The sequence below is a fragment of the Acuticoccus mangrovi genome, from assembly GCF_016411865.1.
GTDB lineage: Bacteria > Pseudomonadota > Alphaproteobacteria > Rhizobiales > Amorphaceae > Acuticoccus > Acuticoccus mangrovi.
The window spans coordinates 244,757-263,600 of the sequence record NZ_JAEKJA010000007.1; the positions used below are offsets into that span (position 1 = coordinate 244,757).

The following is an 18,844-nucleotide window of genomic DNA, read 5'->3' on the forward strand; positions in this document are numbered from 1 at the left end:
TGGCGGCGTTTCGGGCAGACTCTCGGAAACTCGCACGCCGTTCGCTCTTGCCCAACGCCGCGCCGCATGGTTCTTAAGGGACACCAGCGGGCGGGAAGGTTACCCGTTGGGAATAAAGTCTCGGCGGCAATGCAATGCCGAGTGAATGCGTCGAAGAGGGCCGATTCATGACTCACCATGCTGACATTCGCTGTGTTCCGAAGTTTGGCATGCCCGTCATGAAGCCCCTTTAGCTTCCCAAACGCCGATCGTCGTCCACCGGACGACTTTTGAAAAACGATCTAGGCTTAGCGGATGCTCAGGCATCTGCACAGGGATGCTTTGCCAATGACACAGAACACCGATCCAATCCCGGAGATGACACCCGACGAGACCTTCGAGGCGCTGGAGGCTGACGCCAACGCCGTTCTCGTCGATGTGCGGACACGGGCGGAGTGGTCCTATGTCGGGATCGTCGATCTCGGCGCTCTCGGGCGGGACCCTGTTCTGATCGAATGGCAGACCTTCCCGACCATGGAAGTCGCCTACGATTTCGGGCCGGCGCTGGAAGGCGCTTGCCCGGACAAGTCGGCCGCTCTCTACTTCCTCTGCCGCAGCGGGGCGCGAAGCCTTGCCGCAGCGAAGTTGGCGAGCGCGCTCGGCTATAGACGGTGCGTCAACGTGAAGGACGGATTTGAAGGTCCGCCTGACGCCGAGGGGCACCGGGGAACTGTGGCGGGTTGGAAGGCCAGCGGCCTTCCCTGGCGCCAATCCTAGCGACCCAAGACCGCGTTTCAAAGTTGTGGACTTCCGTCGGCGCACCCGGGCGCCGAGCGGGGAAGGTGCGTCCACGTCCGGGTGTTCGGGCTTAGCACAGGGGAATTGAGGAGATTGCGGACGATGGGACCGATGGAATCCCCCACGACCAATACCAACGATGAGGATAAAGATATGGGCCGTGCCCACTGGGCGCGCATCCAAGCCGAATTGCGCGCGGCCCATGGTGAAGACATCTATGCGTCCTGGTTTGAGCGCATCGAATTTGAGAGCGTGACCGGCGACGTGGTGGAGCTCTCCACGCCGACGCCGTTCATCCGTCACTGGACGCAGACCCAGTACGGCACGGAGATCCTGCAGCGTTGGCGCAGTGTCGATCCGGCGACCAGCGAGCTGCGCTTCAAGGTGCGCTCGCCGCTGCGGCCGCGCTCGGTGCCGCGGGCGACGGCGCCCAACCGGGTCGGTGCGCCATCCCAGCCCTCGCCCGCCGTCCGCCGTGCGGTCGAGACGCCGGCCGCGCCGGTGAACCAGGCCGGCGGTCTCGAAGGCTCGCCCCTCGAGCCGCGCTACACCTTCGATACCCTCGTCGAAGGCGCGGCCAACGCCTTTGCCGTCGCGGCGGCCAAGAAGGTCGCTTTTTCCCAGCCCGGCGAGCGGATCGCCTACAATCCCCTGTTCGTATCCGCCCCCGTCGGCCTCGGTAAGACGCACCTGCTGCAGGCGATTGCCTCCGCGGCCGGTCTCGCCAACCCCGCGCGGCGCGTGCTCTATCTCACCGCCGAGCACTTCATGTACCGCTTCCTGTCGGCGATCCGGAACAAGACCACCATCTCGTTCAAGGACATCCTGCGCGACATCGACATTCTCCTCATCGATGACATGCAGTTTCTCAACGGGGCGAAGGTGCACGAAGAGTTTGGCCACACGCTGACGACGCTGGTGGACTCCCAGCGCCAGGTGGTCATCGCGGCCGACCGCGCACCGGCCGATCTCGACGGTCTCGAGCCGCGCGTGCGCTCCCGCCTCGGCGGTGGCCTCCTCGTGGAGCTCGAGACGCCGGACTACGTCATGCGCAAGGCGATCCTGGAGCAGCGCATCGCCGCCCAGCGCGAGAGCTTCGAGAATCTCGTCTTTCCGGCCGAGGTCATCGACTTCGTCGCACGCTCCATCACCACCAACGGGCGCGACCTCGAAGGCGCGGTGAACCGGCTCGTCGCCCACAATCAGCTCACCGGCACCGCGATCGACCTCAAGATGGCAGAAACCGCGCTTCGTGACCTGTTGCGTGCCCGCGAGACGCGCCGGCCGAAGATCGAGGACATCCAGCGGGTCACGTCGCAGCACTTCGGCGTCTCGCGACAGGATCTCGTGTCGGCGCGCCGCACGCGCATCATCGTCCGCCCGCGACAGATCGCCATGTACCTGTCCAAGACGTTGACGCCGCGCTCGCTGCCGGAGATTGGTCGTCGCTTCGGCAACCGTGACCACACCACGGTGCTGCACGCGGTGCGCAAGGTGGAGGAGATGATCGACCGCGACCCACAGGTCGCCGAGGACATCGAGACCTTGAAGCGTCTCCTCGACCAATAACCGCCGACACCTCGGCGCCCCAAGGTTGCGGTGGGGCCGCTTGCGGGAAGGCGAGTGGTTAACAGGCACACCGAACGGCATCCGAACGAAGGGCCGGGCCTTGCACGCCCGGCCTTTTCGGGTTCAACGTAACCTCCCTGCGGGAGGTCACCCGCGCAGTTTCCGACGGACTTGTTATGCGTGCGACCCTCGAACGGGCTCATCTGTTGAAGCCCCTCAGCCATGTCCAGCGCGTGGTTGAGCGGCGCAACACGATCCCGATCCTCTCCAACGTGCTGATCCGTGCCGACGGCGCGCAGATCACGCTGAAGGCGACGGACCTCGATCTCGAGATCGTGGAGACCGTGGAGGCCGGCGTGGAGCAGCCCGGTACCATCACCGTGCCTGCCCACATGCTGCACGACATCGTGCGCAAGATCCCCGAGGGCGCCCGCATCGCGCTCGAGACGAACGCCGACGGCTCCACCATGACGCTGTCGGCCGGCCGCTCGCGCTTCTCGCTGCAGATGCTGCCGGAGAGCGACTATCCGGACATCACCGCCGGCGAGTTCTCCCATCGCTTCCAGCTCGCCGCTCACGACCTCAAATGGTTGATCGATCGCACCCAGTTCGCGATCTCCACCGAAGAGACGCGCTACTATCTGAACGGCATCTATTTCCACACGGTGATGGCGGACGGCCAGCTGATGTTTCGCGCCGTCGCCACCGACGGCCACCGCTTGGCGCAGGCGCAGATCGAGGCGCCGGACGGCTCGGGCGGAATGCCGGGCATCATCGTGCCGCGCAAGACGGTGGGCGAGCTCCAGCGTCTCCTCGACGATCCGGACGAGATGCTGACGGTGGAGCTCTCCGACACCAAGATCCGCGTCAGCTTCGCCAACGTGGTGCTCACCTCCAAGCTGATTGACGGCACCTTCCCCGACTACGACCGCGTGATCCCGAAGAACAACGACAAGATCATGCAGGTGGACCGGCTCGACTTCGCCTCGGCGGTGGACCGGGTGTCGACGGTGTCGTCGGAGCGCGGCCGGGCGGTGAAGCTGTCGCTCGCCGACGGGGCGCTGACGCTGTCGGTGATCAACCCGGATTCGGGCACCGCCACGGACGAGCTGGTGGTCGACTTCGACGACGACCCGCTCGATATCGGCTTCAACTCCAAATATCTGCTCGACATCACCAGCCAGCTCTCGACCGAGAACGCGACCTTCGCGCTGGCGGACCCGGGCTCGCCGACGCTGATCCACGACGGCGACGCCTCGAAGACGCTCTACGTGCTGATGCCGATGCGCGTCTGATCCGTTGCGGATAACGGAGGCGCCGCGCGCCGTCCGCTTGACGCGGCTGGCGCTCACCAACTTCCGCAACTATACCGCCGCCCGCTTCGAGGCGAGCGCCGCCCACGTGGTGTTCACCGGCCCCAACGGGGCGGGCAAGACCAACATCCTGGAGGCGATCTCGCTGCTCTCGCCGGGGCGGGGGCTGCGCCGCGCGACCTATGCGGAGATGGCGCGGCAGGAGACGATCGAGGGGTTCGCCGTCCACGCCCGCATTTTGAGGGAGGGCGACGACGAGCCGACCGGCGTCGGGATCGGGCTCGCCCACGGTGCCTCGAGCCGCCAGGTGCGCATCGGCGGCGAGGACGCCCGGCCCGACGATCTCTCCCGCCTGGTGCGCGTCCTCTGGCTGACGCCGGCGATGGACGGGCTCTTCACCGGCGGCACCGCCGACCGCCGGCGCTTCCTCGACCGTCTGTCGCTCGCCCTCTTCAGCCATCACGGCCGCCACGCCAACGCCTACGAGCGGGCGATGCGCCAGCGCAACCGCATGTTCGAGGACGGCGCGCGCGACCCGGCCTGGTTCGATGCGGTGGAGAAGGAGATGGCCGACCACGGCGCCGCCCTCGCCATGGCGCGGCTGGAGCTGGTGTTGAAGCTCAACGCCGCGCAGGCGGTACGGGCGGCCGAAGGAGGCGACTTCCCGCAGGCCCTCCTCTCGATCGTCGGCGACGAGGGGGATGCGGAGGCGGCGGCGTTCGCTCGCCGGCTGCGGGAGAATCGCGAGCGCGACCGGGCCGCCGGACGGGCGCTGTCCGGCCCCCATCGCGCCGACCTCAAGGTGATGCACGTGGAGAAGGCGATGCCGGCCGGCCTCGCCTCGACCGGCGAGCAGAAGGCGCTGTTGATCGGCATCGTGCTCGGCCACGCGGCGCTGGTGGGGCGGGTGACGGGCGAGGCGCCGCTTCTGCTCCTCGACGAGGTGGCGGCGCACCTCGATCCGGGCCGCCGGGCGGCGCTCTACGACACGCTCGACGCCCTCGGCACCCAGACCTTCATGACCGGCACGGACGACAGCCTGTTCACCGCCCTCGGCGACCGCGCCGATCGCTTCCACGTGGCCGAGGGAACGATCGTGCCGGCCTGAGGCCGTCAGTGGCTCGGCGTGCTCTCCACGACAATGTCGACCTCGATCTCGCCGGCCTCGCCGAAGTCGAGCTCCACCGGGAAGGTGGTGCCGAGTTCGGGCGCGGGCGTCATGCCGGTGATCCAGAGGTGCGGGCCCCACGGCGCGAGGCTCACCGGCTTGCCGGGCGGCAGGGTGATGTCGTCGAGGAAGCTCACCTCGCCGTCCTTGCTCACGCGACGGAAGCGGACCGTGGTGCCGTCGCCCGCGGTGACCGCGACGAGGTGGGCCGGCTCGCTGCCGCGATTGAAGAGGGCGCCGTAGATCGGCAACCCGCCGTCGGTCATCCCGGGGGAATAGACGTGGCCGACGGCGATGGTCTTCAGCGTGTAGCTGTGGGCGTGCGCGGTGCTCGCGGCGAGCGGGGCGGCGAGAACGCCGCTCGCGAGAGCCGCGGCGAGGAGACGGCGGCCGAGCCGGCGGCGGGAGGCGGAGGGCATGATCATCTCCTTGGAGCGTCGTTGTCGAACACGGCTTGCTGTGTCTCCTCGAGCCTTTCGCCGAGCGCCTTCGAGCCGGCGGCGAGGTCGCGGGCGGCGGCGATCTCCGCCTCGGACAGGCCGTCCTGCCTGTAGAAGGTGTAGGAGAGCGTCACCGTCCGGTTCGGGGCGGCGGCCTCGTCCTTCAGATATTGCTCATCGATGTAGAAGACGACGGGCATGCGGGCGCTCTCGCCCGGGCCGAGCCGCTCTTCGGTGAAGCAGAAGCACTCGATCTTGAAGAAGTAGGGTGCGGCCACGTAGGGCAGCACGTTGAAGGCGGCGCGCGCGACGATCGTCTCGTCGGTGTTGTTCTTGGCGTAGTAGGCGGCTTCGACGGGCTCGCCGAAGCCGACCTCCACCTCCCGCGTCTCGGGGCGGAACTCCCAGTCGAGGCCGGGCGCGACGTTGGCGTCGAAGGTGACGGTGATGCGCTCGTTGCTCTCGGCGTGCGGGGTGACGGCCTTCGGATCGAGCGTGCGCGGCGTGCCGCCGTAGCCGGTGACGCTGCAGAACACCCGATAGAGGGTGGGTGCGTAGGAGACGAGCACCGCCATCGCGACCAGCACCAGCACGAGGGCGGCGACGATGCGTCCGTTCTTGGCGGCGGGACTAGCCATCGGGTGGCGCGTCCTCGGCGCGGACGGGGCTCGCGGCCGCGGACGGGTGCGCGGCACGTGGCGAGGAGGGCGGGCGACGGCGGTGCGGCGTCTCCTCGCCGCCCGCCGTGCCCCGGCGCGGTCGAGCCGCGGTGCCGGGGGCGAGCGTCTTCGATCTCTGGAGCGGTCGCGTCATGGCTCACCGATAAACGCCTCGGCGGCCCGCCATTCAAGGCGCGGGATGGCGGCTCGGGCAATGGCGAGGGGCGGGTTTCTTCCCGAGCGGCCGCGGGCGCCGCGTCGTGCCTGGCGAGGCGGCACGAGATGCCGGATGCTGCGATGAATGCGCGCGGGTGGCGTCTCAGCGGGGTGGGCCGGCGCGCGGCGGGGCGACGGACGCCCGCGGCAGCAGGCTCGTCGGGTAGAGCGTGCGGTTCGGCGGTGGCAGGACGCTTCCCTCGGCGCGGGCGGCGTCGATGCGGGCGATGAGGCGCGCCACCGCATCCTCGCCGACGGTCGCGAAGTCCCAGTCGATCGCCGTGATCGGGGGCGTGCCGGCCCGCGTCAGCTCGTTGTCGCCGATGCTGACGATGGAGAGGTCGGCCGGAATGCTGAGCCCTTCCGATTCGATGTAGTGCAGCACGCCGGACAGAAGCTGCGAGCCGAGTGTGATGATGGCGGTGGGCGGCTCGGGCCGGCGCATCAGGATGAAGGTGGCGTTGAAGGCGCTGTCGACCGGGCCGTCCACCTCGCGCACGAGGTCGGGGGCGTCGGCGATCCCCGTCTCGGCGCAGAACTCCAGGAAGGCGTCGATGCGGGCGGCGGAGGGGCGGGCCCCACGACTCGGCGTGACCAGCCCGATGCGGCGGTGGCCGAAGGCAGCGAGGTGCTGCGCGGCCTGCCGGGCGGCGGTGGCGTGGTCGACGCAGAAGCAATCGTTGGTCGGGCGCTCCCGCTCGATCTGCACCGTCGGGATCGCGAGATCCTCGATCGCCTTGTTGACCTCCGCCCGATCCTGCCAGCCGGTGAGGTAGACGATGCCGTCGAAGCGGTGGCGGCGGGCGGTGGCGAGGGCGTCGAGCTCACGGCTCGCGACGTTGCCAGTGCTGAGGACCACCATGGAGTAGCCGGCGTCGTAGAGCGCACGCTGGAGCGAGCCGACGAGGCGGGCGTAGAGCGGGTTGGCGATGTCGGTGACGATGCAGGCGACCATGCGCGTCGCCGCCCGGCGCATGTTCTGCGCCGCGATGTTGGGCACGTAGTTGAGCTCGGCGACGGCGGCGCGGACGCGGGCGGCCTTGTCCGGGTGAACGCGGCTGGTGTTGTTGAGAACGCGCGAGACGGTACCGATCGAGACGCCGGCACGGTCGGCGACGTCGCGGATGGTGGCGAACGGGGCGGGCTGGCGCGTGCGCTTGTCAGTCATCGTGGAGTCCGTCCGAGGCTCGCCGTGGAGCCTAGCTTTTCGCGGTGGCGCAGGGTAGCGCCGCCGCATCTTTGGCCACGGCGGAGAGCGGAGCGCCCCCGTGCCGCCTTGGCGGCGCAGAGAAGCGCCGTGCCGCCTTGGCGGCGCAGAGGAGCGCCGTGCCGTCTTGGCGGCGCAGAGGAGCGCCGCCGTGCCGTGAGGCTCAGTCGGCCCAGTGCTTCAGCACCTTCACCTCGCCCTTTTCCCCGTCGATCACTTCGGCGTAGCCGAAGACGGTGGGGCCGGCGTGCTTCTCCGGCGCGTAGGTCACCGGCGGGATGATGCCGCTGTCATAGGTGCCGAGGGCTTCGAGCGCGTCCATCAGCTTCTCGCGGGTGGGCTCGCCCTCGACGTTCCTCAGCGCCGTGACGAAGAGCTTGGCGCCGGACATCCCCATGAAGGGCCAGTAGCCGGGGGCGGTGTCGGGCGCGAACTCGGCCATCGCCTCCTTCGCCTCGGCGACGGCTTCCGTGTCCATCGTCTCGTGCGCGGAATAGAGGTTGATGATCAGGCCGTTGAGCGCGGAGCCGCCGAGGTCGAGGCTCACCTTGTCCGACATCAGCTGGGGCGCCAGGAACTTCGCATCCCACCCGAGCTTCTGCGCTTCGAGCATGAAGAGGGCGCCGTGCTTGGGGATGACGGCCATCACCACCGCGTCGGGGTTGGTGTCGCGCAGCGACAGGGCCTGGGCGCTGACGTCGACGTCGGAGGGGACGTAGCTCGCCTCGCCGACGACCTCGAGGCCGTTCTCCTCGGCATACTCCTCGACGCCCTGGAGGATCTCCTTGCCGTACTGGTCGTCCTGGTAGAACACGGCGAGGGTCTTCGCGCCGAGCTCCTCGGCGGCGTATTTCGCCAGCGAGATGCCGTGCGAGGTGCCGAGCGGCGAGATCGGGAAGACGATGCGCTCGGTCGGGGTGTTGATCGAGGGGTGGCTGCCGAGCGGGCCGATGAGAGGCACGCCGCGGTTCGCGAGGTGGGGGATCATCGCCACGGTGTTGGTGGTGCCGAGGGTGCCGACGATGGCGAACACGCCGTCGCGGTCGACGAGCTTCTTCGCGGCGGCGACAGCCTGCTGCGGGTTGTAGCTGTCGTTCTCGAAGTGGACGATGATCTTGCGGCCGTTGACGCCGCCGTTCTTGTTCACCCACTTCAGGTAGGCGTCGATGCCGTCGCGATATTGCGAGGCGCCGGCCGACAGGCCGCTCTGGAGGGGCAGGATCGAGCCCACCTCGATGGTGTCGTCGGTGACGCCGGGGTCGCCCGCAAAGGCGGGCGCGGCGATGACGAGGGCTCCTATTAGAGTGCTGAGGCGGATGGTCTTCACGGTTTCCTCCTGTTTGCCGCTCTTGTCGGCGCTGTCATGACGTGCCGAGATAGGCCGACACGATCTCTTCGTTCTTCGCGAGCTCCTCGGCGGAGCCGGACATGACGATCCGGCCCTTTTCGAGGACGTGCGCGTGATCGGCGCGCGCCAGCGCTTTCTTGGCGTTCTGCTCCACCAGGATGACGGTGATGCCGCGCGCGCGAATTTCGCCGACGAGACCCATGATCTCGTCGATGATGAGGGGGGCGAGGCCGAGGGTGGGCTCGTCGAGGAGCATGAGGCGGGGGGCCGACATCATCGCCCGCCCGACCGCCACCATCTGCTGCTCGCCGCCCGACAGGGTGCCGGCGATCTGGCCGATGCGCTCGGCGAGACGGGGGAAGAGCGTGAGCACCGCCTCGCGGTCCCGCTTCACCGCCGCCGCGTCGCGGCGCAGGAAGGCCCCCATCTGGAGGTTCTCCTCCACCGTGAGCCCCGAGAAGAGCTGCCGTCCCTCCGGCGACATCGCGAGGCCCGCGCGCACGATGCGGTCGGGCCGGGCGCCGGCGATCGAGGCGCCGTCGAAGCGGATCGCGCCGGAGACGCGGCCGGGGCAGACGCCCATGATCGCGGTCAGCAGCGAGGACTTGCCGGCGCCGTTGGCGCCGAGGATCGCCACCACCTCGCCCGCCGCGACGGAGAGGGTGACGTTCTCGACGGCGCGGATGCCGCCATAGTGGATGGAGAGGTTGTCGATCTCGAGGAGCATCAGGCCTCTCCCTCGCCGAGATAGGCCTCGATGACCTTGTGGTTGGCGCGGATCTCCTGCGGCGTGCCCTCCGCGATCAGGCGGCCTTGCACCACCACGATGATGCGGTCGCAGGCCGACATCACGAGGCCCATGTCGTGCTCCACGAGGAGGATGGTGATGCCGTGCTCGGCGCCGAGACGGCGGATGACGCGGCCGAGCTCGGTCGACTCGGTGTGGTTCATGCCCGCCGCCGGCTCGTCCATCATGAGAAGGCGGGGCTCGGCGACGAGGGCGCGGGCGAGCTCCACCTGTTTCTGGGTGCCGAAGGGGAGGTCGGCGACGCGGCGGTCGCGGATCTCGGAGAGGCCGAGCTCGGCGAGGGCGGCGTCGGCGGTGGCATAGGCGGCGCGGGTGGCGCGGCGCGAGGCGGGCAGCCCCAGAAGCTCGGCGGTCCAGCCAGCCCGCAGCCGTGCGGCGCATCCCATCGCCACGTTGTCGACGGCCGAGAGGTCGGTGAACAGCTCCAGGTTCTGGAAGGTGCGCATCACCCCGCGCTCCGGCAGGCGGTGGATCGGCTCGGCGAGAAGATCGAAGCCGAGCGCCTCGACGTGTCCGGCGTCCGGCGTGGTGATGCGGGTGAGGCAGTTGAGGATGGTCGACTTGCCGGCCCCGTTGGGCCCGATGAGGCCGCACACGCTGCCCTGCGCCACGCGGAAGGAGAGGTCGTCCACCGCCTTGAGGCCGGAGAACGACATGGAGAGGCCTTGAACGGCGAGCGCATCAGGCATCGCGGCGCCTCACGAGACGGAGCGCGCGGCGGGGCAGCGAGGCGAGCCCGTCGGGCAGCAGATGCATGAAGCCCACGAGGAGGGCGCCGTAGATGAACATCTGCCACTCCTCGAAAGCGCGCAGGAACTCCGGCGAATAGGCGAGGAAGAGGCCGCCGAGGAGGGCACCCACCACCGAGTGCAGCCCGCCGACGATCACCATGGTGAGGAAGCCGAGGGAGACCACGAGGGTGAAGCTGTCGGTGGAGAGCTGGCCGAGCACGGCGCCGTAGAACGCGCCGGAGACGCCGGTGATCGCGGCGGAGAGGGCGAAGACGAACATGGTGGTGGTGGCCCGGTTCACGCCGCAGACCTGGGCGGCGATGTCGGAGAGGCGCATGGCGTTGAGGCTGAGGCCCCCGAGTGAGCGCCGCAGATTGACGACGAGGAGCAGCGTCACCGCGAGGATCGCGAGGAGCAGGAAGTAAGCCGAGAAGTCCGACATCAGCTCGTAGCCGAAGATCGACGGGCGCGGCACGAACATGCCCTGCCGACCGCCCGTCAGCCCGTCCCACTCGTAGAGGACGTGGACGATGACGAGGGAGAAGCCGAGCGTGGCGATGGCGAGATAGTGGCCCTGCACGCGCAACGCCGGCAGCGCCACGAGGAGGCCCGCCACGCCGGCGAAGAGGCCGGAGACGAGGAGGGTGAGGATGAAGGGCACGCCCACCTTGGTGACGAGGATCGCCGAGGTGTAGGCGCCGATCGCCCAGAATCCGGCATGGCCGATGGAGATCTGTCCGGCGACGCCGAGGAGGAGGCCGAGGCTGAGGGCGACCATCGCGTAGATGACGGCCATGCAGAGGAGATAGTGGCCGTAGGGTCCAACGAAGAACGGCAGCGCGATGGCGACGCCCCCCGCGGCGAGGCAAGCGATCGTGCGCATCTTACACCTTCCGTTTCAGGGCTTTGGTGAACAGCCCCTGCGGCCGCACCATCAACACGACGATGATGAGGACGAAGGCGAAGCTGTCCTTGATTGTGTTGTCGACGTAGGCGCCGACGAAGGCCTCCATCACGCCGAGGAGCAGGCAGCCGATCGCCGCGCCCGGCAGGCTCGCGAAGCCGCCGAGGATGGCGCCGGCGAAGCCCTTCAGGATGATCGCGAGCATCATCTGCTGGTCGACGAAGGTGAGGGGGGCGATGAGAATGCCGCTCATCACCGACAGGCCGGCGGCGAGGCCCCAGGACACGGTGGCGACGACGCCGACGCGGATGCCCATGAGGCGGGCGGCGAAGGGGTTCATGCTCGCGGCCCGCATCGCCGTGCCGTAGCGCGTATGCTCGAAGAAGACGTAGAGCGCAGCCATCACGAGCAGCGTGATGACGATGATGCCGAGGCTCGTGGGCGACACCGCCGCCCCGCCCACCGCGATGGGGGCGGTGGGGAAGAGGGCGGGGAAGCGGTAGGGGTCGAAGCCCCAGATGATGCCGGCGAGGCTGTTGAACATGAAGAACAGGCCGAGCGTCACGATGAGCACGTTGAGCGGCGGGCCGGAGGCGACGGGCTTGATGAAGACGATCTCGAGGAGGGCGCCGATCAGAAAGCCGATGGGGAAGGACAGGACGAGGACGACGAACACCGGCAGCCCCGTCGCCGACAGGACGGACAGGGCGATGAAGGTGCCGAACATGCCGATCTCGCCTTGGGCGAAGTTCACGACATGGGTCGCCTTGTTGATGATGACGAGCGACAGGCCGATCAGCGCGTAGATGCTGCCGACGGCGAGGCCGGAGAGGAGGAGGGGGAGCCAGTTCATGCGGCGGCTTCCAGTCGGGGCGCGGCCACGGAGGCGCGGTGGATGAGCTCCGTCGGGACTTCGAAGCTGCGGTAGGGGGCGACGAGGCCGCTGTCTTCGGCCTCGGCGACGCGGGCGAGGAGGAGGGTGGCGGCGTTGCGGCCGATCTGCCGCATGTCCCAGGCGACGGTGGTGATGGCCGGCCGCGCGAAGCGGGCGAGATCGCTGTCGCCTATGGTGATGACGGAGAGATCGGCGGGGATCGCGATGTCCCGTTCGCGGGCGAAGGTGAGCACCCGCTCCAGCATGAAGGTGGAGAGGGCGATGACGGCGGTGGGGGGCTCCGGCGCGCCGAGCATCGCCTCCATGGTCACGCCGACGTCGACGGCGGTGTCGATGAGGCCGATGAGCGTCTCGTCGACCGGCAGGTCGAGGCGGGCGAGCTCGCGGCGATAGCCTTCGGTGCGGCGCCGCGCCGCCACGAGATCGGCGCGCGGCGTCAGGAGGCCGATGCGGCGATGGCCGAGGCCGACGAGGTGGCGCACCGCCTGCCCCGCGCCGCCGGCGTGATCGACGCGGATCACGTCGCCCGCCTCGAGGTCGCGGTCGACGGCGACGACGGGCACGCCGATCCGGTCCATCGCCTCGCGGTAGCGGGTGTGGGACATCGGCCCGGCGATCGACAGGAGACCGTCGATGCGGCGGCCGCGATCGGACTGGAGGGCGGCGAGCTCGCGCTCCTCGTCGTAGCGCGTGCCGTGCACGATCATGATGTAGCCGGCCTCGACGAGGCGCTCCTCGGCGGCACGGAAGATCTGCGCGACGAGGGGATTTTCCAGCGTCGAGACGTGGCAGGAGATGATGTTGGTGGCGCCGCCGCGCATCGTCTGGGCGGCGCGGTTGAGCTCGTAGCCGAGCTCGCGGGCGGCGGCCTCGACGCGGGCGCGCAGCGCGGGGCTGGCGCCTTCCAGATTGTTGAGGACGCGGCTGACGCTGCCCGGCGACACGCCGGCCTGGCGCGCCACGTCGCGGATGGTGAGCTTGTCGCGACGGGTCATCAGATGGAGAGCCCGCCGTCGACGAGGAGCTGGGCCCCGGTCACGTAGGCCGCGTCGTCGGAGGCGAAGAAGAGGGCGGCGTTGGCGACGTCCCAGCAGGTGCCCTGGCGGCCCATCGGGCACTTCGCGTCGCGCTCCATGAGCTTGTCGGCGAGCTCGTCCGGCGAGAGGTGCTTGTAGAGGGTGCGGATGTGGGGGGTGTCGATCATCCCGGGGATGACGACGTTCACGCGCACCTTCGCGCCGGCGTGCTCGCGGGCGATGATGCGGGACATGTGGTTCAGCGCCGCCTTCGACGAGTTGTAGGCGAGGAAGGACACCCCACCCCAGCGCAGGCTCGCCGTCGACGAGATGTTGATGATCGAGCCGCCGCCCTGCGCCGCCATCACCGGGACGGCGTGCTTGGCGGCGAGGAAGACACTCTTGATGTTCACCTCGTGGACGCGGTCCCACGCCTCCTCGGGGGTGTCGATCGCGCTGCCGAGCTGCTCGATGCCGACATTGTTGTGAAGGACGTCGAGCCGGCCGTGCGTGTCGACGATGGTGTCGACGACGGCCTTGACCTCGTCGCTCTTCGTCACGTCGCAGGCGGTGGCGGTCGCCTCGCCGCCGCGCCGGGCGATCTCGGCGACGGTCGCGGCTGCGGCCTCCTCGCGCAGATCGGCGACGACCACCCGGGCACCCTCGCGAGCGTAGGTGATGGCGCAGGCCTGACCGTTGCTGAAGCCGCCTTCGGGGTGTGACGAGCCGCCGCCCATCACGAGGCAGACCTTGCCAGCCAGCCGTCCAGACCCTGCCATCCTTGTCTCCTGTCCCATATTTTCGTGTATCGTTTTCACAGCAAGAACCACAATTTTGTTCTTGAATCAAGTGGAGATATTGGCGAATGTCCGTCGAAAGATCGTAACGTTTTCAAACGGAGGAGACCGAGGGTGAAGACCATTGATCTGGGGCGGATCCTGGTGGACAGGATCGTTGAGATCGACCCGTTGCTGGTGGATCCCTTCTGGTTCTATCCCATGATCACGCAGGAGACGCTGGACCGTCAGGCGGCGTGGATGGGCCCGCGCTTCTTCAGCGCGGCCGAGAACCGGTTCGCCATCAGCTTTCACAGCTTCCTCATCCGCAGCGGTGGGCTGAACATTCTCATCGACACGTGCAACGGCAACCACAAGACGCGCGCGACGCCGGCGATGTACTGGCAGAACCAGCTGAAGCTCGACAGCTACATGAAGAATCTCGCGGCGCTCGGCCTGACGACGGACGACATCCACATCGTCATGTGCACCCATCTCCACACCGATCATGTCGGCTGGAACACGCGCCTCGAGAACGGCGAGTGGGTACCGACCTTCAAGAACGCCCGCTACATCTTCGGCCGCGAGGAATATGATTTCCACGTCGCCAAGCAGGCGAGCCAGCCGGGTGTGCCGATCGGTCACGGCTCGTTCGCCGACAGCGTGGTGCCGGTGGTGGAGGCGGGGATGGTGGAGTTCGTCGACAGCGACTTCCGCCTGCTGGAGCTCGACACGAAGGTGGCGCTGGAGCCGGCGCCCGGTCACACGCCGGGTCACTGCTGTGTCGCGCTCGAAGGCGATGCCGGCCAGGCGCTGATCACCGCGGACACCATCCACCACCCGATCCAGATGCGCGAGCCTTGGCTCGACAATGTGGGCGATCTCGACCCAGCGGTGGCACGGGCGACGCGCCAGGCCGTGCTCGGCCGCTGCGCCGACGAGCATCTGTTGATGCTGACGAGCCACTTCGTGGAGCCGACGGCCGGCTACGTGCGGCGGGACGGCGAGCTGTTCGAGTTCGACTTCAGCGAGTGAGCCTCACACGTCGTTGAGCGCCTCGAGCCGCCGCAGCTCGCGGCGGAGCGTATCGCGCGTCACCGCCACGGACGGGTGCAGATAGCGCTCGCGCCGCGAGGCGAGGACGCGCGGCAGCTTCAGCGGGGCGAGGCGGCAGACCCGCAGCCGCGGATCGACGCGCGCCGGCAGCGCCCCCGACTTCGGCGTCACCGCGTAGCCGAGGCCGCGGGTGACGAGATCGGTGGCGACGTGCGGACCTTCGACGCGATAGCGCACGTCGAAGGTGAGGTGGGAGTGGCGCGTCGCGTCCTCGAACCAGGAGCCGCCGGTGGGCGCCCGCGTGGTGACGACGAGGGGCAGGCCGACGAGCGCCTCCACGCTCTCCACCACCTCCGGAAGCGCCGCCTCGGCCGGGGCGATCAGCATCACGTCCTCGTGGGTCACGAGCTCGGTGATGATGCTGTCGGACCCCTCCATGTTGCCGATCACCGCGATGTCGAGGCGCTCCGACAGGAGCTCCGACCAGAGCTGGTGGCCGATTCCCTCGCAGAGCTCCAGCCTGAGGCGGGGGTAGAGGCGGGCGATCTCGTTCGCGAGGCCGCCGAAGAGATATTGGGCGAGGCTCGGCGGCGCACCGACGGCGATGGTGCCGCCCGGCTCCTCAGCGGTTTCATTGACCTCGGCGACGGCGGCGCGCCAGGCGGCGAGGATCTCGCCGGTGTGCCGATAGAGGCTGCGCCCCGCCTCGGTGGGCGCGACGCCGCGCGAGTGGCGCACCAGGAGCTGCACGCCGAGCGCGGCCTCGAGCGACTGGATGGACTTCGAGAGTGCCGGCTGCGCCACCCGCATCGCCTCGGCCGCCCGGTGCAGGCTGCCCGCCTCCACGACCGCCTGAAAATAGCTGAGCTTTCTGAAGTCCACGATGTTCCATTCCGGAATGGCAGGTGGCGCATCACCCGTTGTCCGGCTCCGGACAGCGGTAATTCGCGGTTCCGATGGGCTTTGCGATAACGAAATGGAATTGCATCGCAGCCGCGAATGTATTGGAAGGCGGCTCTGCCCGCTGTCAAGGTCGCGCCGGTTCGAGAAAGGGCAGAACACATGAAGACGATCACCCCTTCCGTGGAGGAGATGACCGCACGCCTCGCCCGGTTTCAGGATATGAAGCCCTACGGCAAGGATTTCGCGGAATCGATCGGCGTTCCGGAGGACGCGTTCAAGGCTCTCACCGCCGACAAGGTCTACACCATCATGGTGCCGTCGGATTATGAGGGGCGCAGCAAGAACGCGCCCATCAAGAGCGTCCGCGGCGCGGTGGTGAACATCGCCGAGTGCCCGCCGCACAACGGGCCGGGCCTCCACGTGCACGAGCAGACGGTGGAGAACTTCTTCTGCATCTCCGGCACGTTCGACATCATCTGGGGCGACGACGAGGAGAACTCGCTGACCCTCAATCCGCTGGACTTCATCTCGGTGCCGCCGGGCGTCGCCCGTCGCTTCTACAACAAGAGCGAGGAGATCGGCCGCCTCCTCGTCATCATCCAGCCGGTGGGTGAGGAGCAGAAGGACCGCGTCGCCTACGCTCCGGCGGTGGCCGAGCAGATGCGCGGGGCCTTCGGCGGTGAGATCGTCGACAAGCTGCTGGGTGTCGGCTTCCACTTCGACGCCGGCCAGTGAAGCCGTCGATGGAGGCGCACGACGTCGCCACTCCGGCGGGGACGCTGCACCTCCGTCGCGTCAACGGGGGCGGCCACGTGCCGACCCTCTTCCTGCACGGGTCGACGCTTCCCGCAAGCGTCGCCCTCGCCACCCCACTCGACGGCGCGAGCTATCTCGACCTCCATGCCGCCGCCGGGCGCGACGCGTGGTGCCTCGACTTCCGCGGCTTCGGCCGGTCCTTCCGTCCGGCCGGCACGGGGCCGGTGACCTTCACGCCCGACGCGGTCGACGACCTCTCCGCCGCGGTCGACCACGTGCTCGCCGCGACGGGGGCGGCGGCGATCGACCTCGTGGGCTGGTCGTGGGGGTCCACCGTGGCGGCGACCTTCGCGACGCGGGGCGACGCGCGGCTGCGCCGTCTCGCGCTGCTCGCGCCGCAATGGCTGCGCGACACCCCCTCGCCACTCCTCAAGAATCCCGCCGTGATGGCGCACGCCTACCGTACCGTCGGCGCCGACACGGTGGCCGAGCGCTGGGTCGGCTCGCTGCCCTCGGCCGTCGCGCAGGTGGTCGCGGTCAAGGGGTGGGACGCGGCACTGAAGGCCGCGCTCGCCGATCCGGCCGCGGGGGCGGGCGAGGCACCGAACGGACCGCTCGTCGAGATCGCCGAGCGCTGGTCCGCCGGCCGGCCGGTCTACGACCCCAAGGCGATCGGCGTGCCGGTGCGCATCATCGTCGGCGCCGACGATCCGGAGACGCCGCCGCGCACTGTGCGCAAGCTCTTCGCCGAGCTCGCCGACCACCCGGACGCGCAATATCTGGAGATCGCCGGCGCCACCCATTTCGTGCCGCTGGAGCCGAAGCGGACGGCGGTCGTCGATTTCGTCGCGGCCTATCTCGGCTGAGGCCGGCCCGGAAGGATCCTCCCATGACCCTCGTTCCCACCAGCGAATTGCGGGCGCGTTTCGCCGCGGCGATGTCGGAGATGTACCGCGCCGAGGTGCCGCTCTACGGCGAGCTCCTCGACCTCGTGGACGAGACCAACCGGGCCGTGCTCGCGAGCGATCCGGGGCTCTACGCCCACCTCGTGCGGGCCGACGATCTCTCCCGCATCTCGCAGGAGCGGCACGGGGCGATCCGATTGGGCACGCCCGAAGAACTCTACACCATGCGGCGCCTGTTCGCCCTCTTCGGCATGTCGCCGGTCGGCTACTACGACCTTTCGGTCGCCGGCATTCCGGTGCACGCCACGGCCTTTCGTCCGGTGGAGGCGGCGGCGCTGCGGCGCAATCCGTTCCGCGTGTTCACCTCGCTCCTGCGGCTCGAATTGATCGAGGATGCGCAACTGCGCGCCGAGGCGGAGGCGATCCTGAAGGGACGCGACATCTTCGGCCGCCGCCTCTGGGCGATGATGGAGGCGGCGGAGGCCGCCGGCGGGATCGCCGAGCCCGCGGCGGAGGAGTTCATCGAGCAGGCGGTGGCGGTGTTCGCCTGGCGCTCCGACGCGCGCGTCTCCGCCTCCACCTATCTGCGCCTCCATGACGCCCATCGCCTCGTCGCCGACGTGGTGAGCTTCGAAGGACCGCACATCAACCATCTCACCCCGCGTACCCTCGATATCGACATGGTGCAGGCGGGCATGCCGGCGCGCGGCATCAGCCCCAAGGCGGTGATCGAGGGGCCGCCGCGGCGGTCCTGCCCCATTCTGCTGCGCCAGACGAGCTTCAAGGCGCTGGAGGAGCGCATCACCTTCCTCTCCGAAGGGGGCGAGGGGGTGCCGGGCAGCCACACCGCCCGCTTCGGCGAGATCGAGCAGCGCGGGGTGGCGCTGACGCCGAAGGGGCGGGCGCTCTACGACCGCTGCCTCGCCGCCGCCCGGGCCGAGGTGCGTCCGGCCGCCGACGGCTCCAACGCGGCCGCCTACATGAGCGCGCTCGAAGCGGCGTTCCGGCCGTTTCCCGACGATCACCACACGCTGTGGCGCGAGGGGCTCGCCTACTATCACCACCTGCCGGCGAACGGGCGGGTGGTGGGCGACCTGGAGGTCGAGGTGGAGGCGGGCAACGTCGCCATCGAGCCCATCGTCTACGAGGATTTCCTGCCGGTCTCGGCGGCGGGCATCTTTCAGTCGAATCTCGGCGACAAGGCCGGAGTGGAGCGCCTCGCGAGCGCCAATCGCGAGCGCTTCGTCGCCGCGCTCGGGGTCGAGCCGCTCGACCCCTTCTCCCTCTACCGGGCCACCGAGGACCTGTCGCGCGCCGCCTGCCGGGGCGATCGTCCGGCGATGGCGGGTCGCCGGTCGCGCGGCGCGGCGTAGGCCGGGCCACCGCCGCGACGGCGT

At 69.1% G+C, this 18,844-nt stretch carries 19 protein-coding genes; 8 read left to right on the plus strand and 11 right to left on the minus strand.

Features of this window, described 5'->3' with window-relative positions:
• The first annotated feature begins 294 nt into the window (after window positions 1-294).
• The 4 genes from JCR33_RS10345 to recF all read left to right on the plus strand — a co-directional run bounded on the left by JCR33_RS10345 (window position 295) and on the right by recF (window position 4,767).
• Window positions 295-756: a rhodanese-like domain-containing protein gene (locus tag JCR33_RS10345; RefSeq protein WP_232372481.1), complete on the plus strand. Its 462-nt coding sequence runs from the start codon at window positions 295-297 to the stop codon at window positions 754-756.
• Window positions 757-930: 174 nt separating this feature from the next.
• Complete coding sequence (dnaA, locus tag JCR33_RS10350) at window positions 931-2,346, plus strand: chromosomal replication initiator protein DnaA (protein ID WP_232372482.1); 1,416 nt, start codon at window positions 931-933, stop codon at window positions 2,344-2,346.
• A gap of 176 nt (window positions 2,347-2,522) precedes the next feature.
• Window positions 2,523-3,641: a DNA polymerase III subunit beta gene (gene dnaN / locus JCR33_RS10355; protein WP_198881974.1), complete on the plus strand. Its 1,119-nt coding sequence runs from the start codon at window positions 2,523-2,525 to the stop codon at window positions 3,639-3,641.
• A gap of 37 nt (window positions 3,642-3,678) precedes the next feature.
• Window positions 3,679-4,767, plus strand: a complete 1,089-nt coding sequence (recF, locus tag JCR33_RS10360) for a DNA replication/repair protein RecF (protein ID WP_211110201.1) — start codon at window positions 3,679-3,681, stop codon at window positions 4,765-4,767.
• 5 nt (window positions 4,768-4,772) lie between these two features.
• Here recF and JCR33_RS10365 read toward each other — a convergent pair whose 3' ends face one another.
• The 10 genes from JCR33_RS10365 to JCR33_RS10410 form a co-directional block, all read right to left on the minus strand.
• Window positions 4,773-5,246, minus strand: a complete 474-nt coding sequence (locus JCR33_RS10365) for a copper chaperone PCu(A)C (RefSeq protein WP_198881975.1) — start codon at window positions 5,244-5,246, stop codon at window positions 4,773-4,775.
• Between the two features lie 2 nt (window positions 5,247-5,248).
• Window positions 5,249-5,905: a cytochrome c oxidase assembly protein gene (locus JCR33_RS10370; protein ID WP_198881976.1), complete on the minus strand. Its 657-nt coding sequence runs from the start codon at window positions 5,903-5,905 to the stop codon at window positions 5,249-5,251.
• A gap of 340 nt (window positions 5,906-6,245) precedes the next feature.
• Entirely contained in the window at window positions 6,246-7,310 is a 1,065-nt protein-coding gene (locus tag JCR33_RS10375; protein ID WP_198881977.1) for a LacI family DNA-binding transcriptional regulator, read from the minus strand.
• A 202-nt stretch (window positions 7,311-7,512) separates the two neighbouring features.
• Complete coding sequence (locus tag JCR33_RS10380) at window positions 7,513-8,676, minus strand: ABC transporter substrate-binding protein (RefSeq protein ID WP_198881978.1); 1,164 nt, start codon at window positions 8,674-8,676, stop codon at window positions 7,513-7,515.
• Between the two features lie 34 nt (window positions 8,677-8,710).
• The gene (locus JCR33_RS10385) at window positions 8,711-9,424 is read right to left on the minus strand and encodes an ABC transporter ATP-binding protein (protein WP_198881979.1); all 714 of its coding nucleotides are present in this window, start codon (window positions 9,422-9,424) and stop codon (window positions 8,711-8,713) included.
• Window positions 9,424-10,194, minus strand: a complete 771-nt coding sequence (locus JCR33_RS10390) for an ABC transporter ATP-binding protein (RefSeq protein WP_198881980.1) — start codon at window positions 10,192-10,194, stop codon at window positions 9,424-9,426. The genes JCR33_RS10385 and JCR33_RS10390 overlap by 1 nt, the downstream gene beginning before the upstream one ends.
• Window positions 10,187-11,119 (minus strand): branched-chain amino acid ABC transporter permease, encoded by a 933-nt coding sequence (locus tag JCR33_RS10395; RefSeq protein WP_198881981.1) that lies wholly within the window; start codon window positions 11,117-11,119, stop codon window positions 10,187-10,189. Before JCR33_RS10395 ends, JCR33_RS10390 begins: the two co-directional genes overlap by 8 nt.
• Window position 11,120: 1 nt before the next feature.
• On the minus strand, window positions 11,121-11,993 hold the full coding sequence (locus JCR33_RS10400; protein ID WP_198881982.1) for a branched-chain amino acid ABC transporter permease: 873 nt from the start codon (window positions 11,991-11,993) through the stop codon (window positions 11,121-11,123).
• Window positions 11,990-13,030, minus strand: a complete 1,041-nt coding sequence (locus JCR33_RS10405) for a LacI family DNA-binding transcriptional regulator (protein WP_198881983.1) — start codon at window positions 13,028-13,030, stop codon at window positions 11,990-11,992. Before JCR33_RS10405 ends, JCR33_RS10400 begins: the two co-directional genes overlap by 4 nt.
• Window positions 13,030-13,830, minus strand: a complete 801-nt coding sequence (locus JCR33_RS10410; protein ID WP_198881984.1) for an SDR family NAD(P)-dependent oxidoreductase — start codon at window positions 13,828-13,830, stop codon at window positions 13,030-13,032. The genes JCR33_RS10405 and JCR33_RS10410 overlap by 1 nt, the downstream gene beginning before the upstream one ends.
• 132 nt (window positions 13,831-13,962) lie before the next feature.
• Here JCR33_RS10410 and JCR33_RS10415 point away from each other — a divergent pair, with 132 nt between their 5' ends.
• Complete coding sequence (locus JCR33_RS10415; RefSeq protein WP_198881985.1) at window positions 13,963-14,862, plus strand: MBL fold metallo-hydrolase; 900 nt, start codon at window positions 13,963-13,965, stop codon at window positions 14,860-14,862.
• 3 nt (window positions 14,863-14,865) lie between these two features.
• On the opposite strand, the gene JCR33_RS10420 is transcribed toward JCR33_RS10415, so the two are convergent.
• On the minus strand, window positions 14,866-15,765 hold the full coding sequence (locus JCR33_RS10420; RefSeq protein WP_198881986.1) for a LysR family transcriptional regulator: 900 nt from the start codon (window positions 15,763-15,765) through the stop codon (window positions 14,866-14,868).
• 180 nt (window positions 15,766-15,945) lie between these two features.
• On the opposite strand from JCR33_RS10420, the gene JCR33_RS10425 reads away from it, so the two are divergent.
• Genes JCR33_RS10425 through hglS form a run of 3 tightly spaced genes read left to right on the plus strand, consistent with a single transcriptional unit; the run spans window position 15,946 to window position 18,820 of the window.
• The gene (locus JCR33_RS10425) at window positions 15,946-16,521 is read left to right on the plus strand and encodes a cupin domain-containing protein (RefSeq protein ID WP_198881987.1); all 576 of its coding nucleotides are present in this window, start codon (window positions 15,946-15,948) and stop codon (window positions 16,519-16,521) included.
• 8 nt (window positions 16,522-16,529) lie between these two features.
• Window positions 16,530-17,408: an alpha/beta fold hydrolase gene (locus tag JCR33_RS10430; RefSeq protein ID WP_198881988.1), complete on the plus strand. Its 879-nt coding sequence runs from the start codon at window positions 16,530-16,532 to the stop codon at window positions 17,406-17,408.
• A gap of 23 nt (window positions 17,409-17,431) precedes the next feature.
• Window positions 17,432-18,820, plus strand: coding sequence for a 2-oxoadipate dioxygenase/decarboxylase HglS (gene hglS, locus JCR33_RS10435; protein ID WP_198881989.1), 1,389 nt, complete (start codon window positions 17,432-17,434; stop codon window positions 18,818-18,820).
• The last annotated feature ends 24 nt before the right edge of the window (window positions 18,821-18,844 follow it).

Excerpts from the sequence above, each read along its gene's own strand:
- JCR33_RS10345 (WP_232372481.1), top strand. The coding sequence starts at position 295 with ATGCTCAGGCATCTGCACAGGGATGCTTTGCCAATGACACAGAACACC.
- JCR33_RS10400 (WP_198881982.1), bottom strand. The coding sequence starts at position 11,993 with ATGAACTGGCTCCCCCTCCTCCTCTCCGGCCTCGCCGTCGGCAGCATC.
- JCR33_RS10365 (WP_198881975.1), bottom strand. The coding sequence starts at position 5,246 with ATGCCCTCCGCCTCCCGCCGCCGGCTCGGCCGCCGTCTCCTCGCCGCG.
- JCR33_RS10390 (WP_198881980.1), bottom strand. The coding sequence starts at position 10,194 with ATGCCTGATGCGCTCGCCGTTCAAGGCCTCTCCATGTCGTTCTCCGGC.
- JCR33_RS10430 (WP_198881988.1), top strand. The coding sequence starts at position 16,530 with ATGGAGGCGCACGACGTCGCCACTCCGGCGGGGACGCTGCACCTCCGT.
- dnaA (WP_232372482.1), top strand. The coding sequence starts at position 931 with ATGGGCCGTGCCCACTGGGCGCGCATCCAAGCCGAATTGCGCGCGGCC.
- JCR33_RS10375 (WP_198881977.1), bottom strand. The coding sequence starts at position 7,310 with ATGACTGACAAGCGCACGCGCCAGCCCGCCCCGTTCGCCACCATCCGC.
- hglS (WP_198881989.1), top strand. The coding sequence starts at position 17,432 with ATGACCCTCGTTCCCACCAGCGAATTGCGGGCGCGTTTCGCCGCGGCG.
- JCR33_RS10385 (WP_198881979.1), bottom strand. The coding sequence starts at position 9,424 with ATGCTCCTCGAGATCGACAACCTCTCCATCCACTATGGCGGCATCCGC.
- JCR33_RS10410 (WP_198881984.1), bottom strand. The coding sequence starts at position 13,830 with ATGGCAGGGTCTGGACGGCTGGCTGGCAAGGTCTGCCTCGTGATGGGC.
- dnaN (WP_198881974.1), top strand. The coding sequence starts at position 2,523 with ATGCGTGCGACCCTCGAACGGGCTCATCTGTTGAAGCCCCTCAGCCAT.
- JCR33_RS10405 (WP_198881983.1), bottom strand. The coding sequence starts at position 13,030 with ATGACCCGTCGCGACAAGCTCACCATCCGCGACGTGGCGCGCCAGGCC.
- JCR33_RS10425 (WP_198881987.1), top strand. The coding sequence starts at position 15,946 with ATGAAGACGATCACCCCTTCCGTGGAGGAGATGACCGCACGCCTCGCC.
- JCR33_RS10370 (WP_198881976.1), bottom strand. The coding sequence starts at position 5,905 with ATGGCTAGTCCCGCCGCCAAGAACGGACGCATCGTCGCCGCCCTCGTG.
- JCR33_RS10395 (WP_198881981.1), bottom strand. The coding sequence starts at position 11,119 with ATGCGCACGATCGCTTGCCTCGCCGCGGGGGGCGTCGCCATCGCGCTG.